General features: G+C 40.1%; 20 protein-coding genes. 9 read left to right on the top strand and 11 right to left on the bottom strand.

The features are described 5' to 3' along the window. Position 1: 1 nt before the first annotated feature. The 4 genes from CH365_RS16655 to CH365_RS16640 form a co-directional block, all read right to left on the bottom strand. Positions 2-802, bottom strand: a complete 801-nt coding sequence (locus CH365_RS16655) for an SDR family NAD(P)-dependent oxidoreductase (RefSeq protein ID WP_100769666.1) — start codon at positions 800-802, stop codon at positions 2-4. Further along, complete coding sequence (locus CH365_RS16650; RefSeq protein WP_100769665.1) at positions 799-1,650, bottom strand: metal-dependent hydrolase; 852 nt, start codon at positions 1,648-1,650, stop codon at positions 799-801. Before CH365_RS16650 ends, CH365_RS16655 begins: the two co-directional genes overlap by 4 nt. 46 nt (positions 1,651-1,696) lie before the next feature. After that, positions 1,697-2,644, bottom strand: coding sequence for a M24 family metallopeptidase (locus tag CH365_RS16645; protein ID WP_100769716.1), 948 nt, complete (start codon positions 2,642-2,644; stop codon positions 1,697-1,699). A gap of 77 nt (positions 2,645-2,721) precedes the next feature. After that, positions 2,722-3,816, bottom strand: a complete 1,095-nt coding sequence (locus CH365_RS16640) for an AraC family transcriptional regulator (protein WP_100769664.1) — start codon at positions 3,814-3,816, stop codon at positions 2,722-2,724. A 127-nt stretch (positions 3,817-3,943) separates the two neighbouring features. Between CH365_RS16640 and CH365_RS16635 the strand changes: the two genes are divergently transcribed. Further along, on the top strand, positions 3,944-5,227 hold the full coding sequence (locus tag CH365_RS16635) for a citrate/2-methylcitrate synthase (protein WP_100769663.1): 1,284 nt from the start codon (positions 3,944-3,946) through the stop codon (positions 5,225-5,227). 464 nt (positions 5,228-5,691) lie between these two features. Further along, positions 5,692-6,099, top strand: coding sequence for a hypothetical protein (locus CH365_RS16630; RefSeq protein ID WP_100769662.1), 408 nt, complete (start codon positions 5,692-5,694; stop codon positions 6,097-6,099). A gap of 153 nt (positions 6,100-6,252) precedes the next feature. On the opposite strand, the gene CH365_RS16625 is transcribed toward CH365_RS16630, so the two are convergent. The 4 genes from CH365_RS16625 to dusA form a co-directional block, all read right to left on the bottom strand. Continuing rightward, positions 6,253-7,236 carry a cytochrome-c peroxidase gene (locus tag CH365_RS16625; RefSeq protein WP_100769661.1) on the bottom strand — a complete coding sequence of 328 codons (984 nt, stop codon included), beginning with the start codon at positions 7,234-7,236 and terminating at the stop codon, positions 6,253-6,255. Between the two features lie 109 nt (positions 7,237-7,345). Beyond that, positions 7,346-9,055 carry a 7TM-DISM domain-containing protein gene (locus CH365_RS16620; protein WP_100769715.1) on the bottom strand — a complete coding sequence of 570 codons (1,710 nt, stop codon included), beginning with the start codon at positions 9,053-9,055 and terminating at the stop codon, positions 7,346-7,348. A gap of 258 nt (positions 9,056-9,313) precedes the next feature. Continuing rightward, positions 9,314-10,255: an MBL fold metallo-hydrolase gene (locus CH365_RS16615; protein ID WP_100769660.1), complete on the bottom strand. Its 942-nt coding sequence runs from the start codon at positions 10,253-10,255 to the stop codon at positions 9,314-9,316. A gap of 42 nt (positions 10,256-10,297) precedes the next feature. Continuing rightward, a complete protein-coding gene (dusA, locus tag CH365_RS16610; protein WP_100769659.1) occupies positions 10,298-11,350 on the bottom strand; it encodes a tRNA dihydrouridine(20/20a) synthase DusA in 1,053 nt (350 codons plus the stop codon). A gap of 100 nt (positions 11,351-11,450) precedes the next feature. On the opposite strand from dusA, the gene CH365_RS16600 reads away from it, so the two are divergent. From CH365_RS16600 to CH365_RS16585, 4 genes are all read left to right on the top strand, one after another. Beyond that, positions 11,451-12,440, top strand: a complete 990-nt coding sequence (locus CH365_RS16600; protein WP_244283247.1) for an LIC10647 family lipoprotein — start codon at positions 11,451-11,453, stop codon at positions 12,438-12,440. Further along, positions 12,437-14,377 carry an FAD-dependent 5-carboxymethylaminomethyl-2-thiouridine(34) oxidoreductase MnmC1 gene (gene mnmC1 / locus CH365_RS16595; protein WP_100769656.1) on the top strand — a complete coding sequence of 647 codons (1,941 nt, stop codon included), beginning with the start codon at positions 12,437-12,439 and terminating at the stop codon, positions 14,375-14,377. The genes CH365_RS16600 and mnmC1 overlap by 4 nt, the downstream gene beginning before the upstream one ends. A 15-nt stretch (positions 14,378-14,392) precedes the next feature. Further along, complete coding sequence (locus CH365_RS16590) at positions 14,393-16,258, top strand: RecQ family ATP-dependent DNA helicase (protein ID WP_100769655.1); 1,866 nt, start codon at positions 14,393-14,395, stop codon at positions 16,256-16,258. Positions 16,259-16,365: 107 nt separating this feature from the next. Further along, the gene (locus tag CH365_RS16585; protein ID WP_100769654.1) at positions 16,366-17,118 is read left to right on the top strand and encodes a hypothetical protein; all 753 of its coding nucleotides are present in this window, start codon (positions 16,366-16,368) and stop codon (positions 17,116-17,118) included. Between the two features lie 35 nt (positions 17,119-17,153). Here the strand turns inward: CH365_RS16585 and dinB are convergent, their stop codons facing one another. After that, on the bottom strand, positions 17,154-18,257 hold the full coding sequence (gene dinB / locus CH365_RS16580; protein WP_100769653.1) for a DNA polymerase IV: 1,104 nt from the start codon (positions 18,255-18,257) through the stop codon (positions 17,154-17,156). Positions 18,258-18,299: 42 nt separating this feature from the next. Further along, positions 18,300-18,758, bottom strand: a complete 459-nt coding sequence (locus CH365_RS20100; protein WP_244283245.1) for a ComF family protein — start codon at positions 18,756-18,758, stop codon at positions 18,300-18,302. A 456-nt stretch (positions 18,759-19,214) separates the two neighbouring features. Between CH365_RS20100 and CH365_RS16570 the strand changes: the two genes are divergently transcribed. Together CH365_RS16570 and CH365_RS16565 are read left to right on the top strand one after the other, a co-directional pair. After that, complete coding sequence (locus CH365_RS16570) at positions 19,215-20,522, top strand: LA_0442/LA_0875 N-terminal domain-containing protein (protein WP_425268568.1); 1,308 nt, start codon at positions 19,215-19,217, stop codon at positions 20,520-20,522. 78 nt (positions 20,523-20,600) lie between these two features. Then, a complete protein-coding gene (locus tag CH365_RS16565) occupies positions 20,601-21,878 on the top strand; it encodes an LA_0442/LA_0875 N-terminal domain-containing protein (RefSeq protein ID WP_100769651.1) in 1,278 nt (425 codons plus the stop codon). Between the two features lie 19 nt (positions 21,879-21,897). Here the strand turns inward: CH365_RS16565 and CH365_RS16560 are convergent, their stop codons facing one another. Next, the gene (locus tag CH365_RS16560) at positions 21,898-22,560 is read right to left on the bottom strand and encodes a TetR/AcrR family transcriptional regulator (protein WP_100769650.1); all 663 of its coding nucleotides are present in this window, start codon (positions 22,558-22,560) and stop codon (positions 21,898-21,900) included. 149 nt (positions 22,561-22,709) lie between these two features. Here CH365_RS16560 and CH365_RS16555 point away from each other — a divergent pair, with 149 nt between their 5' ends. Further along, positions 22,710-24,176, top strand: a complete 1,467-nt coding sequence (locus CH365_RS16555; RefSeq protein WP_100769649.1) for an aspartate aminotransferase family protein — start codon at positions 22,710-22,712, stop codon at positions 24,174-24,176. Positions 24,177-24,180 lie beyond the last annotated feature (4 nt).

Raw genomic sequence — 24,180 nt, 5'->3', positions numbered from 1 at the left:
TTTAAGAAAATTTTTGTCCTAGTCTTTCCATTCCTCTTAAAAAACCAGGAGACAGTCTGGTCAAGAAGCGCAATAACTTCGCGGTGAATCCAGGGAAGACATGCATCTTTCTTTTTTCAATTCCTCTTACTATGGCTCGAACAACCATCTGAGGACTGTCTACGATCAAAGAAGGAACTACTTTAGGTTTATCCGTTCCGAATTGTTGAGAATGTAGTATATTAGTATTCGCGAAGAAAGGATATATATTGGTCGTATAGATCCCTTGTTTTCTATAACCTGAATCTAATGCTTCGCCCAAGGCTCTGATCCCGAACTTAGAAACCGAATAATACACTAACTCTCCCGGAGCAGTGATCCCGGCACAGGAAGATAGATTTACAATCTGTCCGTATTTTCTTTCCAACATCGCAGGTAAGAATAAACGAGAAAGATAGATAGGAGCGTACAAATTTACGTCCAAGATCAATTTCCATTTGTCTGCAGGAACATCCAGCAGTCTTCCACCGAATGCCAAGCCCGCATTATTGACTAGGATATCGATCTTAGGTTGGATCTTAATCGTTTCTTTATAAGCTTTTTCGCAACCTGTTTCGCTACTTAAATCCGCCGCAAAACTTCCGAGTATTTTACCAGGAACCGTTTGTGAATTTTCCAAATAAAATTCGGATTTGGTTTCAGGTGCTTTCATATCCGTAAGTACAAGATTTGCACCTTTCTTTAAGAGTTGTTTGGTTAATTCTTTACCGAAACCACCGCTTGCTCCGGTGATTAAAACATTTTTCCCGCTTAATCTGCTCATGCAATTTCCTTATAATATCTATGCTCTGGCGATTCGAAGATTGTCCTACTCAACTCCAGATTATCTTCTTGTTCCGGATGAAAATTAGGACGGAAGTATCTGAAAAATGCACCCAGCGCATGAAAGAAAACCTTTTCGTCTATAAAGATAAAACGGAAAGCATCTTTTCTGGTTTTCCATTTAAAAGTAAGTCCCTCTTGCCAAAGAAGAATTTCCGCACCTATAAATGTCGCCGCCCAGAATACGATTGTCACTCCAAGGAAAGTGATCATTCTTCTGAAATAATTTCCGCTGATATCCAAGAATACATCGTAAGCCGCGGATTTATGTTCTATCTCTTCTGCCGCATGCCATTCCCAAAGACGTTTCATCTCCGATTCCGCCTGATCCAAGGCCTTGATTTGCAAACCGATTGTAGCCACAAGAGAAGTATAATGTTCCGCGCCTGCAGTCGCCGCCAAACAAGACTTAGCCGACATCATCTTTTCTACAAAATTTACGAAGAATGAATTCACAAAATCAGTGAATGTTTTGATCTTAAAACCCTGGTCTTCTAGGATTTTCCAGGTCTTTTTATGTTCTCCTGCATGCTGCGCTTCTTGGCCCATGAATGCCTTTGCGTTCCGAAGAACTCTTGGATCCTTGATGTTCGGCAGAAATTTCTGGATACTTCTGATAAAAAATCTTTCTCCATCCGGAAAGAATAGAGTCCAGGTATTCAGAATATGGGTTTTGTAAGCGGAACCGTCCATCCAGTGTTTACTGGTGCCATTCTCGCTGAATTCGAATTTAGGTTTCCTGACCGGATAAAAATGAAAATCCTTATCCTGTAATATTTCGCTGCTCATAATAAGCCTTCTAAATTTAATATTAAAATTATTGAATGTATCCTGTTTAAGCCGGAACTTTTTCTTTTTGTTTTTTGGCGCCTGACTTGCTCTTGTTCTTCTCCTTCCAAAGGCGAACATGAGGAAGATCCTCATCCAACCAGTATGCTGTGGAGTCCGTAACCACCAGGATCTCTTCCCATTTTGCTCCGAAAGATTCCGATTCTTTGGAGCCGTTATATATCTTACCGATATGAGGTTCTACAGCCCAGAGTCCAGGTTCAGCTCTAAAGTCGGAACCTTCTCCCCATAATGGTGAATGGCCCGAAACTCCTGGGATCAGATCTTTTATCATTTGAGGGAATAAATAGGCGAATGTTTGGAACGGAAATCCGTTCACTCTTCCACCAGGGAAATTATAAGCGGGAAGTCTTCCCACCTTATGACCTAAAACTCCCTGAGGATAGATGGAATGACAGTTAACGTATCCGGAAGCACGGATCCTTGCATCCACTTCCAAATAGATTTCAGCCAAGGTTCTTTCTTCTAGGACCCTTCTTAAGATCAACCCCCTGTATTCTTCTAGGTTTGCGAGTGCTTTGTCATGTTCCGGATTTTTACCGAATGAAAATGCATATCCCACATCTGCGGCTCTTCCTGCAAACGTAGGAGCTACGTCCAGGATCACTGCCATACCTTCTTCTAATCTGCGATTGGATGGTTGGAACTTTCCTCCAAAATGGGGAAGTAAACCTTCTCCTTTTTTTAAATAATTTAAGGAGAGTGGACGTTTGAATCCTCGGAATGCGGTTCTATCTCCGAACCATGCAAATCCATAATGAAAGAAAGATGTTCCTCCGGCATTTCGGATATAATCGTCGATTTTGCGGGCTGCTTCTTTTTCCGTGATCCCTGGGTATAATTCCTTGCGTACGGATTCCACCGCTTCGTATGCCAAGGCTTGCACTTTGCGGTAAGATTCTAGTTCTTCTTTAGGATATGTTTCTCGGGACATCGGTCTCTTCTCCTTCCTTGCGGAATCCAACAGGAAGGTTTTATCCTAACCGATATGTGAAAAACGATCGTCCGAACTTATAGTTTGCTACCTTTTTTTCTCCATTCTAGAGGAGTCATTCCTGTGATTTTCAAAAACTGTGCATTAAATGTGGACTTAGTATTAAATCCAACATCGTATGCGATCGAAAGAACAGTTCGTTCCAGGTCCTCTAATAGAAGAGTTTTGGCCTCTTCTACTCGAAATGAATTTAGGAATTCATTGAAGTTTTTGCCGTAGGTCTCGTTTAGAATGCGGGAAAGTTGGTGAGGAGATACCAATAGTTTTTCGGCGAAGTCTTGGATTTTCAGACTTTCTTCCTTATATATTTTATCCGCCTCGACCAGCTCCTTGATACGAGTATGAAGTTGGTCCAGATCCAATCCATTCAGTTGGGTCCTCTCGTATCTTTTCTGTTGGATCTCCGACTTCAAAGAAATGAAAAAATTCGGATATCTTGAGGAGAATAAAAATACAAGAACGATCCCCAGAGTTTGGAAACTAGAACCTGCAGCTAATAAAAATTGATTCTTCAAAAAATATCCGAACCAACAAAGTTGTATGGTGGTAAACACTACGATCAGGATCGTATATACTAAAGAAGAAAGCGGTATATCCGTTTCCTTGGATGCTTTTCTGAATAATACCCAAAGAAAAATGGAATAAACCGTTTGGTGGATGGAACCGAATATGGTGACTCCAGTCAGAACATCCACATTAGAACCGAACATCGCATTTCGAATATATTCTCTGATCTCTTCTGCAGGTAGAATCGTATAAGCTGTTAATTCTCCGAGTAAGAGTAAAATTGCCGGAATAAAATGTTTTCCAATCTGGATCTCTCTGTCCAAAGCAAATTGGACCATATTCCTAGAAACCAAAAGTAATGTGGGACCTACAGCCCAGACTGCAGGAAAGAATGCCGGCCAAAACCAGATATGATCCGCCGCCCATGGTAGCAGACCTAAGCCCAATCGACTCTCCACCAAGGCGAGAATGATAGCTAGATAGAAGATCCCACCCGGCATCGCATTTTCCTTTTTTTTAGCGAGTTCCATCGCCGCAAGAAGTAGGCAAAGTGCGGTTCCAAATTGGATCCAAAAATGAAGAAAAAAACCGGGCAGATGCTCCAAAACAAAATTCCTTCGAAACTTCGGGAGAGTAAATCTAAGGCGAAAGTTTTGTCCAGCCGAAAGGGAAAATTGCAGGGTACGCCAAGGAAGGTTTGACTCTTCTGCCCTTCCCCTGTTTCCTATCGGTATGAGCGATTTCGTAGAGTTGAAATTCGGAGACCAGGTCCACCGTCTTCCAGTAATCACCGGAACTGACGGTAATAAAGGAATCGATATTAGAGATTTGCATAATAAGACGGGACTTACTTCTTACGATCCCGGTTTTTTTAATACGGCGTACGCCCAAAGTAAAATTTCCAGAAGAGATCCTCTGACTGGAGATTTACAATACAGAGGTTACGACGTAGCAGAATTGGTGCATTATTCCACTTTCGTAGAGACCAGCTATTTGCTGATTTATGGAGATCTTCCAAACGAAAAGCAGTTAAAAGAATTCTCCAATAAACTTTCCAAACATAGTTTGATCCACGAAGATATGATCAATCTATTCGACGGATTCCCGGGAAGAGCTCACCCTCTTGCAGTCCTTTCCGTAATGGTTTCTTCCCTATCCAGCTATTACCAAGACGAGTACGAAGAATATCTGGACAGAGGGATCGACCAAGCAGCTCGACTCTTGGCAAAGATCAGGACAATCGCCGCGTTCTCTTATAAAAAAATGATAGGGCAACCTTTCGTTTATCCTGTGGATCGCCATCCGTATTGTACAAATTTCTTATATATGCTCTTCTCTATTCCGTCGGTAAAATACCAACCTTCGGAAGAGCATGATAGGATCCTGAACCAACTTTGGATCTTGTACGCGGACCATGAGCAGAATGTTTCCAATACTACTGTTCAGCTGATTGGTTCTACTCAGGCAAATATATTCGCATCCGTTTCTTCTGCGATCAACGCGCTTTGGGGTTCCAGAGAAGGTGGAAGACAGGTCGCTGCAGTAGAATTGATCGAAGATATTATAAAATCCAAACTTTCGGTTCCGGAATTTTTTGAAAGATTCAAAAAGGGAGAATCACAACTTCACTCCACATGTTTCGGTCACGACGCATACAAGGTGAAGAGTAAACGTTCTACCATCGCCCAAAAACTATTCTCTGAATTTTATAAGCAGAAGAAGTTGGATCCAATCGCAGAAATCGCTCTGCAAGTGGACGACTTCGTAAGTAAAGATTCTTTCTATTTAGAAAAAAATCTTTACCCTAATCTAGAATTTTATAGCGCGATCCTATTTCATAGTTTAGGAATTCCTAAAGAACTTTTCACTGCAATGCAGGCGATAGGTAAACTTCCCGGTTGGTTAGCACACTGGAGAGAGCAAAGGATCGGAGTGAATGCATCTCATAAGGTCCGTCCTCGTCAGATCTTTACAGGTGAGACTCACAGAAAGTACAGACAAATTCTGGAAAGATAATTCTAAATTTAAAACCCTCAGTTGCAATCGGACTGAGGGCGTACTAAAAACAGACAGGTCGCGAATTCTCCGAATGAAGCACCTGTTCGGAATATCTGATCACATATTGATTTGGACTGAATTTTCTTCTTGCCAAGGGACAGATCGTTTTTCCGTTATAATATTCTCTTGATCTACACGTTCGATTTCCTATGACGTAAAACAAATATTAAATTGGATGGAATATGAACCTACGTTATAACACATTTGTAAGTTTGTCACTACTCTCTTTTGTAATTTTATCAAATTGTGTATCGCCGGGAAGAGTCGAAATCACAAAGGATGAATTTAAGAACGGATATATTATAGAATTAGAACAGTCATTTGGTAATATTGAAGATGGCCGCACATACCTGTTAACCCTTATGTATAGTCGGGAATTTTTCGATCCCAAAGTGCAACCGCCAACAATCATTCGATTCATAGTGTCAACTCCCGAAAAAAGTTATGATTTGGAACCAAACGGTTTCTTAAAAATCTCAGAGAAAACATTCAACGTTAAGTTCGAAGGTCTTTATTCAAGTCTCAAATCCGAATCATATCACGGTACTAGAACGGATATGGCAACGGGGAAGGAAGTAAGCTATAGCGGAGTAAACACAAGCAAACAGTTGAAGGGCGTCCTTCAACTTACAAAGGAACAGGAAGCACTGATTTCAGAATCCCAATCCGTTACATTACGTATGTATTCCGGATCTTCTCCCTTTTCATTTGTTATCAAAGAAGAACGCTTAGGAAAGTTAAAGGAATTCTTAAAGACCAACCCACCAGAAGAAACCCAACCTGCTAACAGAGTAGTTCCGGAAACTAAAGATAGGAAAAAGTCACGTTAGTCTTTTTTTTGTAAGATCAAATACCATTACGGCGGCAAGGCGAGAGATTCATTTCAAAACCTTCCGTGTCTCCAAAGGCAAAAAAAAACCGTCTCCTTGCGGAGCCGGTCTGAATAGGTTTCAATTCTGTAAGTTCGTTGATCTTAGATCTAATTAATTAGACCGATTTTTATCCGATAATGCCTTCAAGAAAGATACTATCGAATCTACCTCTTCCGAGGAAAGCTCTTTTCCAAGCTGCAAATATGCCATTTTTTTCACCGCTTCCGGCAGGGTGGCCACCTTTCCATCGTGGAAATAAGGAGCGGTTAAGGCTATATTTCTAAGAGACGGAACTTTGAAGAAATACTTTTCAGCATCGTTCTTACTCACAGCAGATCTTCCAACATCGGTCGTATTTTCATAAGGGTTTTGCTGCCCTAACTTGCGGAAACTATTTCCGCCTAAAAGAGGCCCGTTATGGCATTGGATACATCCTACGCTCAGGAAGGTTTCCAGTCCCTTTTGCTCCTCAGAAGTCAAGGCCCTATGATTTCCGGCCTGAAACTCATCAAAACGGTCTCTGGTAATCAGGGTTCTTTCGAATGCAGCGATCGCTTCTGCCAAATTGTCATAAGTGATCTTTTTATCCTGGTCTGGGAATGCTTTCGCGAACAAGTCTACGTATTCAGAAATTTCAGAGAGTTTTTTCTCCACTGCGGCTTCCGAAGGCATTGCCATTTCCACTGGATTTAAGATCGGACCTTTTGCCTGAGCCTTTAGGTCAGCCGCTCTTCCATCCCAGAATTGAACGAAATGGAAACCTGCATTCAAAGAAGTAGGAGAATTTCGATCTCCATTTTTCCCAAGAGCGCCTGGAGAAGTAGGAAGATTATCCACTCCCGCGGTCGTTCCTAAGGTTCCGTGGCAGGAACTACAGGACTGTGAATCGTTGATAGAAAGACGTTTTTCGAAATAGAGTTTTTCGCCTAAAGCAATCTTAGCCGGAGTATCCTTTTCGGAACCTGGCATTTTTTCCGGAAGGATCCCGAAAGAAATCTTCGCGTCTTGCATGAGCTGTTTTGTTTTCTCGGATGGACCACATGCCGAGACCAGGACCAAAATTAGTCCCAAGTACAGTATTTGTGTTTTCTTCATTTTTCATCACCACAGATTAGAATCATTCTAATTGTGTGTAGGATTTCGCGAGGAGAATTAGGGACAACTCTTTTTCAGAAGAATCCGATTTCTCTGCCAAAAAATTGACTTAAGGATGTAATCTAAGTTCGAATTCGAATTTTCCGGGCTCGCTTAGCAGGAAAAATCTTGCTCCTAACTTTTCGGCTCTCAGTTTCAGGTCGGCTTCTAGAATGGAGGAAAGTTCTTCTTTGGTCTCTGGAGCTCCAGTTGTCTGTACCCTAAGTAATATGGAGTCTCCTTCTTTGCCCCAGAAAATTTTAGATTCACCGGACCTTCTCCCCCCTATTTTTAATGCATCCGAGAAGATCCTTTGCACCTGAAGGCACTCGTCTATTCTCAAAAACTGAGAGACCTTTTGGATCTCTGAATGAGAGAATAACGGATTTTTCAGAATAAACTTTCTCATCTCCTCTTCTACCAATTCCTCTTTTCCACCCTGATGATGCATCAAGTCCAAAATATCCCGGACACCTGAAAGAGTTTGGTTGAGTTCGTTTTTGAGTTTAGAAAGTGATTTGTCCGAACTTTCCTTCGACTCCAATTGATTGATGAGAGAATGAAATCCTTTATCCACGGATTGATCCACTAAAGTTGCAAACTTTGCTTTTTCCTCAGCGTTCAATCTGAGTTGTTCATTGTACTTAGATTGTAATTCAGCGAATGTCTCCGCCTTCTCCAAATCTTTAGTAAATCTTAATGATATAATATAAGAATTGAATGCGATAAATCCCACAAGTGCCGCCGGGAAACTATAAGGGATCAGAAAATAAACTTCGTATAGTCCCCAGACAACATCATTCACCATGGAGACAGCAAGTATGATCCCGGAAAGAAATACGGTTCTTGCCCTATCTTCTTTCTGCCACCAAGCGTATCCCAATGCTGCCAATAGAACCAAAGTGTAAAAAGGAGGAACATGCATGAAGAAGGAATACAGATATATGAGTTCTTCTTCTCCCAATACAAAAACGGATAAGATGAAGATAAGCATTGTGCCCATCAGTATCATCATCCACCTGGCTCCGAATTGTTTCGGATACATTGTTTTCAGGATCATGTAAACAGAGGGGACAAGACAAGCCTCACAAAAATATTCCATTCTGATCCGAAGATCCAAGCTTAGCTCAGGTGTAAGAAGATACTGAAGTCCGGAAGTTACGAAAGAATAGAAAGCTACTAAAAAACAAAATAATGCGAAGAATAACGGTACCAAATCTTTTCGATAAGATGCGAAGAAGATCAGGTGATACAAACCTACTGAAAAAATAATGGCAATTAAAAGTGTTTCCCAAATCAATTCCCGGACCGCTTTAGATTTTAAAGAGTCCAGATCCCCGATCAGGAATGGATTTCGGATTCCACCTTTTAGGAAATTCCCTCTGTAATTTGAAACATTTACGATCAGTTCTGTATCCAAGGAATCCAATAGGTAGATCTGCGCATTTGGATGTGCCAAAAATTCGGTATCCGATCTGCTTGTTCCATTGATTCCATTGGCAAAGATCATTCTTTTTCCGAAGTACACGGAATATATTCCCGGAATTCTGGGCACATAGATCCCTAAATTTTTTTGTTCCGGAGTTTTATGAATCTTTAATCTATAAGAACCATGCCCTTGCCAGGTAAATTCAGGAGAATAATCCCTCCAAATTCCCGGAACTGGAAAGTATTGCCCGCTCTCCACATAACCTGTATTAGGTGAATATAAATTTCCCCAACTGAATTCCCAGTCCCCTTTGAGAGGATAAACTTCTCCCCAAGGACTAACGGTGCTCATATCTATACTTCCTTTATAAAGTACAGGAACTTTTTCGGAAGTTTTTGTAGAACAAGAGATTAAAAGGAAGAAGGCACAGAGAAACAATACTAGATTTCTTTTCTTTTCGAATCCATCCGGAGATATGCCCACATGTATATTCAAAAAATTAGAAACGGGGAAAGCAAATGAAAAACTTCGCCTAAGTAGTACTAGACTATATGGTTTTCCTCTCTAATTTATCGAAGAACTATAAATAGATACTTAAGGGATGGGAAATTATTTCCTATTCTTTCTAGATCTCTCTATCTTAAACGCAATCCCTTGTGCGTTGATCTGGGAGTCGAAACCTATAAATTTTTCCTCTTTTTCTCCAAAAGGAAGATGTCGGATACGGATTTGATCTTCCAAATAAGAACGGACTCTACGTTCACAAAAAGCGACTAAGGATTCTCCTTCCAAACCTGTCTTTTCCGCAGAAATCAGAACGTTTTTCATAACGTTAAGACCTTCTTTCATTTGAGAAGCTCCTGAATGTATATCCTCCCAAACTCCGAAATGTGTGAGATAAGCTTTGTCTGCTCCCGTAGCAAGTATCTTGTCCACAGAAAATATCGCTTCTTCCGGATCAAAATCAGTCGGTGTTGTGGAAGGAAATAGTAAAGAATCCTTTCCCTTTCTAAATAATGTATAACCTATTCCGAAGGTATCTCCAGTGAAGATCCCGTTTGTCAATGAATCATAAATGCAAAAATGATGGTTCGCATGCCCTCTTGTATGCAAAAACTTGAATATTCTTTTCTGCCAGGATAATTCTTCTCCGTCGCTCATGGTTCGAACACGATCTTTTGGCACAGGAAGAATTTCACCATACAACTTATAATAATTTTCTTCTCCATATACCTGGATGGAACTTTTAATCAAACGAGTCGGATCTATTACATGAGGAGCTGCTTTGGGATGAGCAATTACAGTTGCATTTGGACAAAGAGAGATTAGTTTTCCTGTTCCTCCTGCATGATCCAAATGAACATGAGTGATGATAATGTAATCCACTGATTCAGGAGTAAGCCCTTCTTCCTTCAATACATCTAATAGAAGTGGGACCGCATAATTTGTGTTATTCTCTACGAATATGGCTCTGTCCCCGTCCACAATCAGATAAGCGCAGGCAAGCCCTGGTTCTACGTATCCGCAATCTATGGTTCGAATCTTATCCAAAAGTTTCTCCGCAAAATATTATGCAGTAGTTAGACGAGTATCCTATGCTGAAACCACCGGACGCGCGATCTCTTTGTCAATTTTTGGATTTCCTAATTTACGATCCAGATATTCATCGGGGATGGAAGCTAAGGATTCTAAAAGTAATCTAGGACCTGGGTTAGAATACATTTTTTCCGTGAGAATTCTACGATAAGATCGGGCGCCTCTGATCTCATGAAATGCTCCGAGTAAATGCCTTAAAATTCTACTCGGCTTTTCGCCTTCTGCCGTTTGAAAAGAAACATATTCCTGCATGGCCTCGAAGATTTCCCTGCGACTCAAGTTTAAAGGTTCTGCTCCAAAAAATTCAGAATCCACATCTGAGAATAAAAAAGGATTTTCGTAAGCTGCTCTTCCGATCATAACCCCATCCACCTTGTTTAAGTGAGAGTGTATGTCCGAAATAGATTTAACGCCTCCGTTCAATTCTATGATAAGATTCGGAAATCTTTTTTTAATAGAATACACATCCTCATAACGTAATGGAGGAACGGTTCTATTTTGAGCGGGGCTAAGCCCCTCTAATATTGCAATTCTTGCATGTATTGTGATTCTTCTCGCACCTGCGGTACTTACAGATCTTACAAACTCATGCAAATCTTCTAATGTTTCTTTTCCCCGAACGCCGATACGACATTTTACCGTGACAGGAATAGAAGTTTTAGAATCCATTTCGGAAATACAATCCGCTACACGGTTCGGGTCCTTCATCAAACAGGCTCCGAAATTTCCCTCTTGGACCTTATCGCTTGGACAACCTACATTCAGATTAATCTCTGAGTATCCGTATTCTTCTCCTATTTTTGCACATTCGGCAAGTTGAGAAGGATTGTCACCGCCTAGCTGCAAAGAAAGCGGAGATTCTTGTTTAGAAAAACGTAAGAACCTATGTTTGTCACCTCTAAGAATGGCTCCGGTTGTTACCATTTCCGTATAAAGCAGGGAATGTTTAGTGATCAGCCTTAAAAAAAAACGAAAATGCCTGTCCGTCCAGTCCATCATCGGGGCAACGGATACGGGGTATTGGATTGGCTGTTTTTTTTCGAAAGACATATACTTGGGCTAATACGATCCTCAGGTTTAGGTGTGAGCAGTCAAGCCCCATGAAATGGACTTGGTTTGATTTCTGGCCATTTCAATTTGGTTCTGGACGATGGATTCAAAGAGACTAAATCCGGATTTTTTCCCCAAGATTATAACCTGCTGCTTATTTCTGATCTTCTCTTCCTGTAAGAGTATTAGCGGGATTTTAGATTCAGTCATTATCAATGCAGGTGCGGAATATACAGCATTGGATTTTTTCACCCACCCTGCAAATGTCCAAGGTATCCCTGTTAGCAAGTTCAGTGCTCCAGGTTCAGATACGGATACAAGCGTAGTTAGTAGAGACTCTACGACGACTCGTGCATTCTACTCTATCGGGTCTGTTCCGAGTCGGATCCCCGGCACAAGAGATATCAAAGGATTTTTCTCTTTTTTAAGCGGTCTGGCTTGGTCCTTCAACCTGACTTCACCCAGAACCTATAGGGGAAATCTGATCAATTACCCTGACGATGGAAGACGTTATCTTGCATTTGATGAATATGTTTCCAATCAATTATTCCCTCTTCCTCCTCAACTAGGAAGAAATATGGAATACACCTACGAAGATTATCAGATGTATTTCACACTATATTTAGGATATTATGAAGGGAAGAATGTGAACTTCGGCGTAGGCCCTATATACGGACTCGCGGTTTACAGAATGGATATTATAGAAAAAGAGCAGAGGATCTCCAGCGTCAAAAACCAATTACAAGAATTAAAGGGCCTTCGTTTATTATTCGAATATAATATAGGACAATACTTTCCGGATACAATCCTTTATAATGCATATGTGTTTTTGGAAGTAACCAGCTTTGGGGATTTGGATGGAAAAGGTCTAAATATCAAAAACCAAGTAACAACTGCGAATGGGTTACCTGCCCCTTCTCTTTACATGAACATGACCACTTACAGAATGGGGGTCAGAAAAGAATTACAACTTTCTAAAGAACCACATAAAAAGGAAGAAGGACCGGCGTATCCACCGTTGCAGAACCTACCTTCCGCAGGGCTTCCACCTAAAGAAGATACTAAATCAGATTCGGAAAATCCCGGATGATAGACTGGAAAGAAAACGGCACCCCCGTTTCCAGAGAATTTAACGATATTTATTTTTCTCCAGAAAACGGATTAGAAGAAACGAAACATGTTTTCATCCAAGGAAACAAACTGGAAGATCGCCTAACTTCTTCCGAAGTATTTCACTCGTTTTCTATTTTAGAATTAGGATTTGGAACAGGTTTAAACTTTTTCGCAACGTGGCAGCTCTGGAGAAATTGTAAAAGTAAATCCAATATTCGAGTATTACGATTCACTTCTTTCGAAAAATATCCATTAGAGATAGATGATATTCGCAAAGCTATCTCCTCGTTCCCTGAACTAAACGATCTACTGGAATTATTTTTAGAAAAATATAAATCACTCATTCCAGGATGTAATACTTTCTTATTCGAAAAAGAAAATTTGGTTTTGGACTTATGGATAGGAGATGCGATCCAAAATCTTCCGGAAACTTCCGGGAAATTTGATACATTCTTCCTGGATGGATTTGCACCTTCTAAAAATCCCGAACTCTGGGGAGAGGATATTTCCACTCAGATCAAAAGACTTTCCAATAAGAATGCGACCTTTGCTACGTTCACAGTAGCAAGATCCGTTAAAGATTGTTTAAGTAACGCTGGCTTTACTCTTTCGAAAATCCGAGGTTATGGTAGAAAAAGAGAAATGTTAGTCGGAGTTTATGAATCCGAATCGGAGCCTGACTTAAATCAAATTCCTTTTTTGAGAAGGCAATATTCATTTGCCCAAATTCCTACGAAAGTTTCCGTGTTGGGAGGAGGACTCGCAGGAGCAAGTATCGCGAGAGCACTTGCCTGGAGAGGCGTTAAGGTAGAAGTTTGGGACGACCATGACGCATTACGCGCATCTTCTGTTCCCATGGCGATTTCCCATCCTCATATCACCAAAGAAGAAACACCTACAAGTTTATGGACTCTACGTTGTCTTGGGAATTCTATCCGTCGTTATTCGGATCTACTTCCAAAAGATTCATATCAAATCTGCGGTACTTTACAACTTTCCGGAGAAGATATTCCCTGGATCCGATTGGAAGAAGGAATAAAAATACATTCCTTAACCAAAGAATTAGCAGAGTTAAAACCGGAACTGGGCAAAAATTATCCTGAAAATGCAAAAGGTATTTTTTATCCTTCCGGTTTTTGGACAGATACCCCACTTCTCACTCAAAAACTTTTAGATCATCCGAACATTCTTCTGAAACAAGAGAAAGTTAGCTCGATCTCATTCGAGAAAGAAGAATGGACATTATTTTCCGAAAACAAAAAAACTTTGTGTAAAACGGAAGTTTTGATCTTAGCAAATTCTTTCGGGATAGAAAATCTACTGAAAGACTTATGGAAAGAGTCACCCTTCTCCCTTAGATCCGTGAGAGGACAATTAGAAATATTAGAAGATCCGAATATAGAATCGAAAAAAGATCCGATCCGAGTAGGAGATAAATATCTCACCCCTACTAAAAATGGAATCCGGGTTAATGGTTCTACATTTGATGAATTCGAATTAGATCCGAACCCAAGAACAAAGGACCAGGAAGAAATTTTGGGATATTCTCGAAAAACATTCTTAGGCATAAACTGGGAGCGAATCAAGGTTCGTTCCCAGTTTGTAGGGATCCGATCCCAAACGCCGGATCGGTTTCCGATTTTGGGGCCAATCCATTCTCCGGAACCTTTTCGAAAAATATACTCCGGTATGAGTTTACCTAAAAATCGAAAGAAAGAATTCCCTTTTTTAGAACCGCAAAAAAACCTGTTTGTGTTCGGCGGTTTGGGATCCAGGGGAGTTTTGTCTTCCCTATTGGGAGGGGAAATTTTGGCGGAGATTCTTTTAAACGAACCATTATCTATCGAAAATAGCTTGTACTCTTCTCTACATCCCTCAAGATTTCTATACCGCAAGATCCGAAATCTGGAATAAGGAAAAAGTTTCAACTTGTCTGCAAACACTGGAACAGTCTCCTCTTCGATAGAGGATTGGAAAAAGATCCTACACACTCATTTCGGGTTTTCCCAATTTAGGCAAGGCCAATGGGAAGCAGTCCAAGCATTATTAGGAAGAAAAGATGTACTCGCCATTCTGCCTACTGGCGGCGGAAAATCACTTATCTACCAATTACCTTCCTTCGCTGAGTCTAAATCTCTTACCGTAGTAATTTCTCCATTGATCGCCCTAATGAAGGATCAAGTGGACGGATTAAAAGCGAGAGGAATCCAAGCGGCTTATTGCAATTCCACTCAAGATGATCTGGAACAAATCAGAATTTTATCTTCCGCTGCTACAGGTAAGATTAGAATATTATACATTTCTCCTGAACGAGCAGTCTCTCGTTCTTTCTTGAATCTACTTCCAAAACTTCCGGTAAGTTTGATGGCAGTAGACGAAGCACATTGTGTTTCTCAATGGGGACATGATTTTCGCCCTGAATACAGAAAACTGCATACATTACGTTCTTATTTACAGGAAGGGACTCCCTGGGTGGCTCTCACCGCTACGGCAACGGATCGGGTCAAAAAAGATATTTCTGACAGTTTAGGATTAAAACTCCCATTATATGTGCAAGGCACCTACGTTAGAGAAAATCTAAAATTCTCAGTAGTATACCCAGATTCGGAAAGAGAAAAAGAAAATCTACTTTTGGAAATATTAGAAAAAGGTAATTTTCAAAAATCGGTCTCCGGAAAAGTTATTATTTACTGTTCTACTCGCGCAAAGGTGGATGAAATTTACGAACTTCTTCGCAAATCCGGATATAAAGTGGGCAAGTACCACGCAGGCAGAACAGATTCGAGCAGGGAGAAAACACAGGAAGGATATACATCCGGAAAAACAAATATACTTGTAGCCACAAACGCATTCGGGATGGGATTGGATAGTCCGAATGTACGTTTAGTCCTGCATTATCAGGTACCTTCTTCTTTGGAAAGTTATTATCAGGAAGCGGGAAGAGCCGGGAGAGACGGCAAAAATTCGGATTGTGTATTATTCTTTCTACCTGGCGATTTGAGTGTACAAAGTTTTCTTTTATCCAAAGAAGCAAATTATAAGGGAGGGGAAACATTACTCTCTCATGTAAAATCTTATGTAAGTTCTCCGGACTGTAGGCAAAAGATCTTATGCGATTATTTCGGAGAAGAAATTTCCAACTGCGGATCCTGTGATACTTGTGCTGACTCTGCATCCTCCCATTCAGCGAGACTTGCTTATACGGAAAGAGAAAGATTAAAAGCAGAAAAGAAGAAGGAGAAAGAATCCCATATCTTTGATGCGGACGAGATCAAATCGGTGGAAGGATTGATTTCGGAATATCCAGCTAAATTCGGAAAAAAAATCATCGCTGGAACATTAAGAGGGGCAAAATCGAAGGATATACTTCGTAGAAGATTAGATAAGTCCGAATATTATTCTTCTTTAAAACATGTGCCCGAAGAATCCATTCTTAAACTTCTCGAAGATTGGCAGAAGACCAAAAAACTTTCAGTCAAAGGAGATAAATATCCTAAAATTTATCTGACTGCATTCGGAAAACCTAAAGTATCTTCCGAAGATCCGGACAAACCTCGCAAAAAAGTACAACTTAGCGGAGACAGACTCATTCTAAACGAACTCAAAAATTTTCGGGACAGGATTGCTAGACGCAATAAATGGAAGAAGTTTATGGTGCTCCAAAATCCTGTACTCGTCAGGATCGTATCCCAAAAGCCGGAAAGCCTGGAAGACCTAATGGCAATCAAGGGCATGGGAGAAGCCAAAGTTAGACAATATGGGAAGGAAATTTTAGCTATTTTAGAGAAGTTTTAATCTTCTTATTATATTACGTTCTAAAAATCGCCTTGCATACAACCTAAAGTTTTTCTAATCTGACCAGCCAATCTGTTTCTTCCGATTTTATACATTAGGAAAACAATATGTTTCTGATCCGTCTTATTTTTCCGTATTTCAAGGTTTCTAAAACCAAAGCTTTAAACGAAGTAAATATCTGGCTTCAAAGTAAAGAGACAAAGGATTCCCTTCCTGCTACTGATTATATTCCTTTTATGGATAATTTAGCCTTCCAACAATACAAGGATAGGATCTCTAAGAAGATGGGGGTTCCGGAATCCGAATTGGAACTTTATAGATCAACGGAAAGGACTAAACTTTTATACAGACCGTTTTTTATACTATTCTTCATAGGGATGTTATATCTTGGGATCAATCTATTCTTAGAGATCCAACCTTATTTAGGAAAATCCAGATTGGAAAAACCGTTTATAGAAAATCTTCTCCCCTCCGGAAAAAAAGAATTAGTGGAGATGGACGGATCTTTTTGCAGGTACATGATCAATAATGCTTCCGAAATCGCAGAAGATTATTTTTATATTGGTTGGTATCTGTTCAGTATCGGATCCATCTGCACTTTTTTAGGATCAATCATGGATTCCAAACATCATGGAATTTTAAAGATCGCACTTCCATTCGTCGGTTTGTTTATATTAAGTATAGCCTGGAAAATATTCGATAATTCTAAATTAGCAGGACTCGCAGCAGGAAGATCCATGTTACATTATAACGAAGAGAAGGACTCTGACAAAAAATGTAGGCAAGAATGGGCTAATCTCAGGCAGGGAATTGCAAATTTAGTACCTTCGGGGATTGATTCGGGAGATACTTCCAAATAATCTATTTGTCCTACCCAGGCTTTTGTTGTGTGCTCTTAGAATAGAGAAGGAAATAGATCTTCTTCGTCTTCTAATTTAATCTGAGAATGTTTAGAAGAAGATTCCGGATGAGAAAGGCTTAGGCCCAAAAGACGGATCGGAAAAACTGCTTTACCAGATTCTAATATGAATTCTTCCAAAAGTTTTGATCCGATTCGATACAATTCGTTTTTATCCAGATACGAATAGTCTTCGGTGATACTTCTGGTTTTTTGAGTGAAGTCTGAAAATTTAACCTTCAAAGTGATTGTTTTTCCCGGAAATGGCTTTTGCAGTAATCTTCTCTCCAATTCTTCTGCAATATCCGATAGCTCTCTAAATATCTCGGAACTATTTTCTAGGTCTTTCGGAAAAGTAGATTCTGCTCCCAAAGATTTTCTTTCCCGATAAGGTTCTACCGGTCTATCATCCAAACCTCTACACACTGCGTAGAACCAACGACCCGATTTCCCGAAATTTTGGCCTAACATCTCCAAGCTTTTTTCCTTTAAGTCTTTTCCTTTTTTGATCCCGAGTGCATGCATTTTTTTTAATGTAACTTTTCCAATTCCTGGAAACACGGAAACATCCAAAGATTCTATGAATTGTTCTGCCTGTTCAGGGCGAACAATCGTCATCCCGTTAGGTTTGTTTTGATCCGTGGCAATCTTAGCTAGAAACTTATTAATGGAAACTCCTGCGGATGCCGTTAACTGAGTCTCTTCGAAAATTTTCTCTCTAATCTCTTTGGCAACCAAGCTTGCGTATGGAATATTTTTCTTATTTTGAGTGACGTCCAAAAATGCCTCGTCTAAGGAGAGCATTTCCACGAGGTCCGTGTATTCTAAAAATATCTGTCTAATCGTGGAGGATACTTTTCTGTATGCTTCGAAACGAGGTGTTACAAAGATCCCGGAAGGACAAAGCCTTGCTGCTTGGGAACAAGGCATTGCGGAACGAACTCCGAATTTTCTTGCCTCATAACTCGCAGCACATACTACCCCTCTGGAATCCGGAGGACCTCCAACAATGACCGGCTTGCCCCGATAACCCGGATTATCTCTTTGTTCTACGGATGCATAAAACGCGTCCATATCCACATGTAGAATTTTTCGAATCATCTTCTTCCATCTATACTAAACGGATATATAGAGTAGTCAAGTTTAATCCGAGACCCTTAGATACGTTAAAACATATACCGACTTTGTACCATTCTTCTTTAAGATCCTGCTTGCCTCGTTCACACTTGCACCGGTAGTAAAAACATCATCCAGTAATAATATCCGAGACGGACAACGATTCTTCCATTTTTCTTTGATTTCCCAAGCAGAATAAGCGTGGAAGAATCTTTCCGAAAAACTTTTACCCGCCTGCCTTTCCGGACTCGTTTTTATCAAGGGATCTATTAAAGGAATTCCTAATATTCTTTTCGATTCTTCATACAACCTTTTATTCGGAGAGAATGGCCTCATAACCGGATTGAAAATTTTGTTTTTAGAATAGCTAGGAAGAAGGATACAAGCATCAAGATCCAAAGTTTTAAGCCGCCTTAGAGTCCTTCTGATTCCCAAAGAAAGAAAAATGGACACAGGATATTCATGATTCGATTTTAGCTTGTTCAATAGTTCTCCGAGAAGATCATTTCTATCCCTAAGACTATACACTTTAGTGAAAAATATATTCCGAGAATCGCAGAATCCGCAAACCACAGATATATCTGATAATGGAGAAAAGCATACATTACATCTGGCAGAAGGTTTGGAAGTCCGGACAGCATTGGTGCATCTCTTGCAAAGACCGATTTTTAAGGAAAAGAAGTCTTCTCTGCCGCAAATTCCGCAAAGTAAAGGAAAGAAGAAATCCAAAACTCGAAGAAAGAATAATGATCTCATAAAATAGGCGGTTGTTAGATATGTCAAACCGCGCGTATTTTTTCTCAATGGAAAGATCTGAAAAACTTGATAGACACATGATATTGCTTTCCTATTCAAAGAATTGAAAAATTAGAACACCTTTTACTCAACTTCGCTTAATAAGTTATTGCCTATCGAATAAACATCCGTTCCAATAGGCACGTTATGGGAAGCTCCAACATAAGAATCTGCTTATTATTCCTTTTAGTATCTTCTCCCATAATCGAATTATTTTCAGAACAGCAAACGATTTACATGAGGAACGGGCAGATATTACGCGGAGAAGTCATCCAACAAACTGCGACAACAATGCAGATCAAAATGGAAGATGGTAAGGTTAAACAACTCAATAAAAAAGAGATCCAAAGAGTTAGCTACAAAGAACCTACAGCTCAAGAAAAGAAGGAATCGGAGGAAAAAATAAAACAGCAAAGTACAATTGTGGAAGAACCACCTCCACCAACACCTGAACCTACCAAAAAATCCGAACTTGAAGGTGACAAAGGAGCAAGCCCCTATACAATCGACCAAGCTAAAAGAAAGGATCTAGAGATCTATTTTGGAGCGGGACTTGGAACATATCGACCTGCTACAGAAAATTATTTAGATCATGTAAGTGCAAAAGCGGGCAATCTAACCGGTGCTACTCCTATGCAGGTAGACGATCCTGCATACAAGCGAGGTCTTGCTTATAGTCTGGGGGCAATCTATTATTGGAAAAAATTCGCATTCGGATTCGCTGCTAATCACTTCGCTGGAAAAACATCGGAAAGAATGACTGTGTATGGAGGAAATTCTATTCTTCAGGAATTTCATGGCACATTTCCAGAAAGACAAAATTCTTTGAAGTTAGATGTCTCTTATCTGGCTTTTAGTAATCAAAGATTGGATATAAGGCCTAGTTTCGGATATTCACAATTCTGGGGCAAAACGGTAGATAATAACACTACAGCTAACGAGTATTATGCGAACTCATTGGTTTCGGTAATGAAATTTAATTATGATTTTTTAGAGATTTTAAAGGGACCTTCGGTTGGGATAAAAGCGACAATTCGTTTCGGAGAAAGATGGGAGGATCGGGTTGAACTTCATTATTTATCTCTTACTGGGGCTCAGTACGTTGGCGCAGTCAACAATACTGCCACTACAGACGGCACTTACTTTGATTATTACCGATCCGATCTAACCACAACTTGGACGGCAAAAGGATTCAATTTTTCTAATAAACTATTCTATCGTTGGACCTATACGATTTCTTTTTGGGTGGGGATACAATTATTCGAATGGAAATATTCAATAAACTCTATGGGGCAAAGATTTCAAGGACTCGGAGATATAACATCACCTCCCACGTTAGACGTAGTCATTCTCAGCAATCTAATGTTACAAACCGTAGCAAAATCAACAGCTGCCGCAAATAGAGCATCTTCTTTAGAATTCGGAGTGATGAAAAGATTTGAGTTTTCTCAATAATCGAAATTTATCTGTGAAGCTAAATTAAGAACATTAAATTATTGCCTCAATCCCTTTGAGATACAGAATACGTCGAAAATGAAATTGTGTCGTTTCAGATCCCTTCTTATAATTATTTTCCTATTTCTACCCATCGTTTCCTTGTTCGCTGAAATGAAGACCATCTATTTAAAAAACGGTCAAATCATTCGTGCAGAAATATTACAGCAAACTGCAACAAGCATGTCGATCAAAACATCGGAAGGAAAAACGATCCAATTAAACAAGTCCGAGATTAATACTGTAAGTTTCAATGAGCCTGTTAAACCTCCCAAAGAGGAGGAAAAAAAACAGGCACAAATAGAACAAACGACTGCTCCTATAACTGCAGAAGCCCCAAAGCCAATCGTAAACTTTCATATAGACCAATTAAAACGAAACGATTTAGAAATCACCTTCGGCTTAGGAGCAGGAAGATATTCTCCTGAAACCCAGGAATTACCTGTGCAGATCCAAAGCAAAGTTGGATTAGCTTCCGGGACACTTCCTACAATAATCGATAAGCCAACACACTCTCCGAAATTATCCGAGACGTATGGAGCCATCTACACTTGGAAAAGATGGTCGGGAGGAATTACCGGATCATATCTAGGAAACAGAAGCACATACAATAGTCATTCTTATGCGAGCGGAATGATTTACAGTAATGGAAGTTTTCCGGAAAGACAAAGCTCTTTAAAAAACGAATTGTCTTTTCTTGCTTTTACAAATGATAGATTCGATTTAAGGCCTACAATCGGATACCAATACTTCTGGGGACAATCTCAAGATTCAAATTTATCCACATCTTATTATATAGATACAGGACTGTATTTATATTCTCAAGGTGCAATGAATTTTAGCGAAACACTTAAAGGATATACGATCGGATTAAAAGCCACCATTCGTTCGGGAGAAAGATGGGAAAATAGATTAGAATATCATAATCTAACCTTGTCCGGACACCAGGATGGAAGTATAGTATCTTTCCTTGTCCCTACAAATCTCTCACAGGTAGCATTTGTTAAACAAGGGCAGAATGTCTCTTGGGACGCACAAGGTTTCCAGCTTCTCTATAGATTGGTTTATCGAGTCACCCCTACAATTTCCGTTTACGCAGGATTTCAATTTTACGAGTGGAAATATAGTTTAAATTCTTATTCCCAAACTACCTTTTCTTCCAAGGACGGGTTGATAGGAGTTGATTTGAGTAATCCGGGCGCGTATCTAGTGCAGCAAAAGTTAATGGAAGCAGTCGGAAAAACGATCAATTCCGAAAGTAGATCTGCAATTTTGGAATTTGGCGTAATGAAAAGATTTGAGTTTGTGGCTCAGTAAGATTGTCTAATCAGCAGGACTACTTTTTCTCCAGTGCCCTGCGAATAAAAGACATCATACCTTTTACAACCTTCTCATCGTTATCAAAGTCTTTTCCCAAATAGACCTTCATTCTTTCACGATAATATTCAGTTGCATAAGAGAATTGAAGTATCATAAAAAGATTATCTATACAGAAGGCAAAAATTTTCTCATCCACTTCTTTGCCGACGGATCCGGACTTTTTTGCTTCTGCCAATAAGGAAGTATATACCTTGGCAGAAACACTTTCCATATCGGAGGAAAGTCCTCGGATCAACTCGGAATTTCCTTCCGCAGTGATCTCATTGTATAAACGAATTATATCTCGATTTTCTCTGGAATGTTTTTGAATAATTCTTAGGATTCTTTCGATCTTACCGAAAAGATCACTTTCTTCACTTAGGACTTCTTCAAGAGTTTTTTCGAGCTGATGAATCCCATAACCGACGGCTGTAAGAAAAAAATCCTCTTTTGTATCAAAGTATTTGTATAATGACCCAACGCTGATTCCGGCCTTCTTCGCGATAATATTAGTGTTCGCATTATTGAAACCTCGGTTTGCAAATTCTGCGATCGCTACGGAAAGTATCCTGGTTCTTTTTTCTTCCGGGATCTTATCAAAAGTATCTCTATTGTATTTTGAAGCGGTAAATTCAGCCACAGTACTTCCCTATATTTACTACCTGAGCGGTATCTTATCTCCGGAATACGGAAAATTTTCCCGGAAGTGTCTTTTCTGCATTTTCTAGTTGACAGTGAGTGAGTATTCACTCACTGTCAACCTATATTCCGTAAAAAAAGGAAAAAGATATGTCCACCGGCTTCGCAATTACCCAATACCCAGACGTAAAAGGGGTTTATAAACAACTTCATGACCTAATTCGCCAGCCAATTCGGTCCATTAAGAAGAATGAAATGGAGAAGTACCTTCAGGAATATTTCGAAAAAAAATGCTCTAAATCCAAAACTATGATCGCAGAAGCGTCAGAGTATATTCCTGGCGGAGTGCAGCATAATCTTGCTTTCAACTACCCCTTCCCTCTCGTTTTCACCAAAGCTTCTGGGGCACATTTATACGATTTGGACGGGAACAAATATATAGACTTCCTACAAGCTGGAGGACCAACCGTTTTAGGAAGTAACCCTTCTAATATTCGTAAGAAGGTTGTCCAACTTCTAGAAACCACAGGACCTGTGACCGGTTTATTCCATGAGTATGAGTTAAGACTTGCGGAGAAGATTGTGGAGCATATGCCTTCTGTGCAGATGTTCCGTATGTTGGGATCAGGAACAGAAGCTTGTATGGCTTCTATCCGAGTAGCAAGACTTGCCACTAAAAAGAAAAATATAGTGAAGATGGGCGGAGCGTATCATGGTTGGAGTGATCAGCTTGCTTACGGGCTTCGTCTGCCAGGCACCAGACATTTCGAGTCCCACGGAATTCCTAAACATGTTTTCAAATATACCCAAGAATTCTACCCGAATGATCTAAACGCATTAGAAAGAACCTTAAAGAGAAACCGCTGGAGAGGCGGTACTGCTGCAGTTATTCTAGAACCGATTGGCCCGGAAAGCGGAACCCGCCCTATTGATATGGACTTCAATAAAGGAGTCAGAGAGCTTTGCGACAAATATGGAGCATTAATGATTTTTGATGAAGTTGTTACTGCATTCCGTATCGGCCTAAGTGGTGCACAAGGTTATTACGGAGTTAGTCCAGATCTTACCGTATTCGGAAAAGTAGTTGCAGGTGGTTATCCTTCCGCAGGTGGATTGGGTGGAAAGAAAGAATACATGAAGTATCTTTCTGCAGGACTGCAAACCGGCGTAAAAAAGGCTCTCATCGGTGGAACCATGGCTGCCAACCCTCTCAGCTCTGCTGCGGGTTATTATACTCTGTTAGAAATCGAAAAGCAAAAGGCCTGCGAAAAAGCGGGAAGAGCGGGAGACAGGATCACTGCCGGTTTACAAAAGTTGATTAAGAAGTATAATCTACCTTTCGTAGCATTCAACCAAGGATCCATCTGCCATCTGGAAACAGTCGGGACCATGCTTTTAGAGATCGATATCAAAAAATTCTGGAAGATCAAGTCCACGATCAAAGAAGCTCATACTCGCAAAAAAGCGATGGAAGAAATGGGCGCAGCTTACATGGCAGAAGGTATCGTTACCTTGGCAGGAAGCCGTTTGTATACAAGTGCTGCTGACACCGATGCAGTGATCGACGACGCATTAAAAAGATTCGAAAGAGTTTTCCAAAAAGTCGAAGGTGTATAAACTT

The organism is Leptospira neocaledonica (assembly GCF_002812205.1).
Taxonomy (GTDB): domain Bacteria; phylum Spirochaetota; class Leptospiria; order Leptospirales; family Leptospiraceae; genus Leptospira_B; species Leptospira_B neocaledonica.
The sequence above is the reverse complement of the archived record's forward strand: the minus strand, read 5'-3'. Positions and strand labels throughout refer to the sequence as shown.

What these genes read in the sequence shown, in the direction of transcription:
- CH365_RS16655 (WP_100769666.1), bottom strand. Translation starts at nt 802, where the DNA reads ATGAGCAGATTAAGCGGGAAAAATGTTTTAATCACCGGAGCAAGCGGT.
- CH365_RS16650 (WP_100769665.1), bottom strand. Translation starts at nt 1,650, where the DNA reads ATGAGCAGCGAAATATTACAGGATAAGGATTTTCATTTTTATCCGGTC.
- CH365_RS16645 (WP_100769716.1), bottom strand. Translation starts at nt 2,644, where the DNA reads ATGTCCCGAGAAACATATCCTAAAGAAGAACTAGAATCTTACCGCAAA.
- CH365_RS16635 (WP_100769663.1), top strand. Translation starts at nt 3,944, where the DNA reads ATGAGCGATTTCGTAGAGTTGAAATTCGGAGACCAGGTCCACCGTCTT.
- CH365_RS16625 (WP_100769661.1), bottom strand. Translation starts at nt 7,236, where the DNA reads ATGAAGAAAACACAAATACTGTACTTGGGACTAATTTTGGTCCTGGTC.
- CH365_RS16620 (WP_100769715.1), bottom strand. Translation starts at nt 9,055, where the DNA reads ATGAGCACCGTTAGTCCTTGGGGAGAAGTTTATCCTCTCAAAGGGGAC.
- dusA (WP_100769659.1), bottom strand. Translation starts at nt 11,350, where the DNA reads ATGTCTTTCGAAAAAAAACAGCCAATCCAATACCCCGTATCCGTTGCC.
- CH365_RS16600 (WP_244283247.1), top strand. Translation starts at nt 11,451, where the DNA reads ATGGATTCAAAGAGACTAAATCCGGATTTTTTCCCCAAGATTATAACC.
- mnmC1 (WP_100769656.1), top strand. Translation starts at nt 12,437, where the DNA reads ATGATAGACTGGAAAGAAAACGGCACCCCCGTTTCCAGAGAATTTAAC.
- CH365_RS16585 (WP_100769654.1), top strand. Translation starts at nt 16,366, where the DNA reads ATGTTTCTGATCCGTCTTATTTTTCCGTATTTCAAGGTTTCTAAAACC.
- dinB (WP_100769653.1), bottom strand. Translation starts at nt 18,257, where the DNA reads ATGATTCGAAAAATTCTACATGTGGATATGGACGCGTTTTATGCATCC.
- CH365_RS16570 (WP_425268568.1), top strand. Translation starts at nt 19,215, where the DNA reads ATGGGAAGCTCCAACATAAGAATCTGCTTATTATTCCTTTTAGTATCT.
- CH365_RS16565 (WP_100769651.1), top strand. Translation starts at nt 20,601, where the DNA reads ATGAAATTGTGTCGTTTCAGATCCCTTCTTATAATTATTTTCCTATTT.
- CH365_RS16555 (WP_100769649.1), top strand. Translation starts at nt 22,710, where the DNA reads ATGTCCACCGGCTTCGCAATTACCCAATACCCAGACGTAAAAGGGGTT.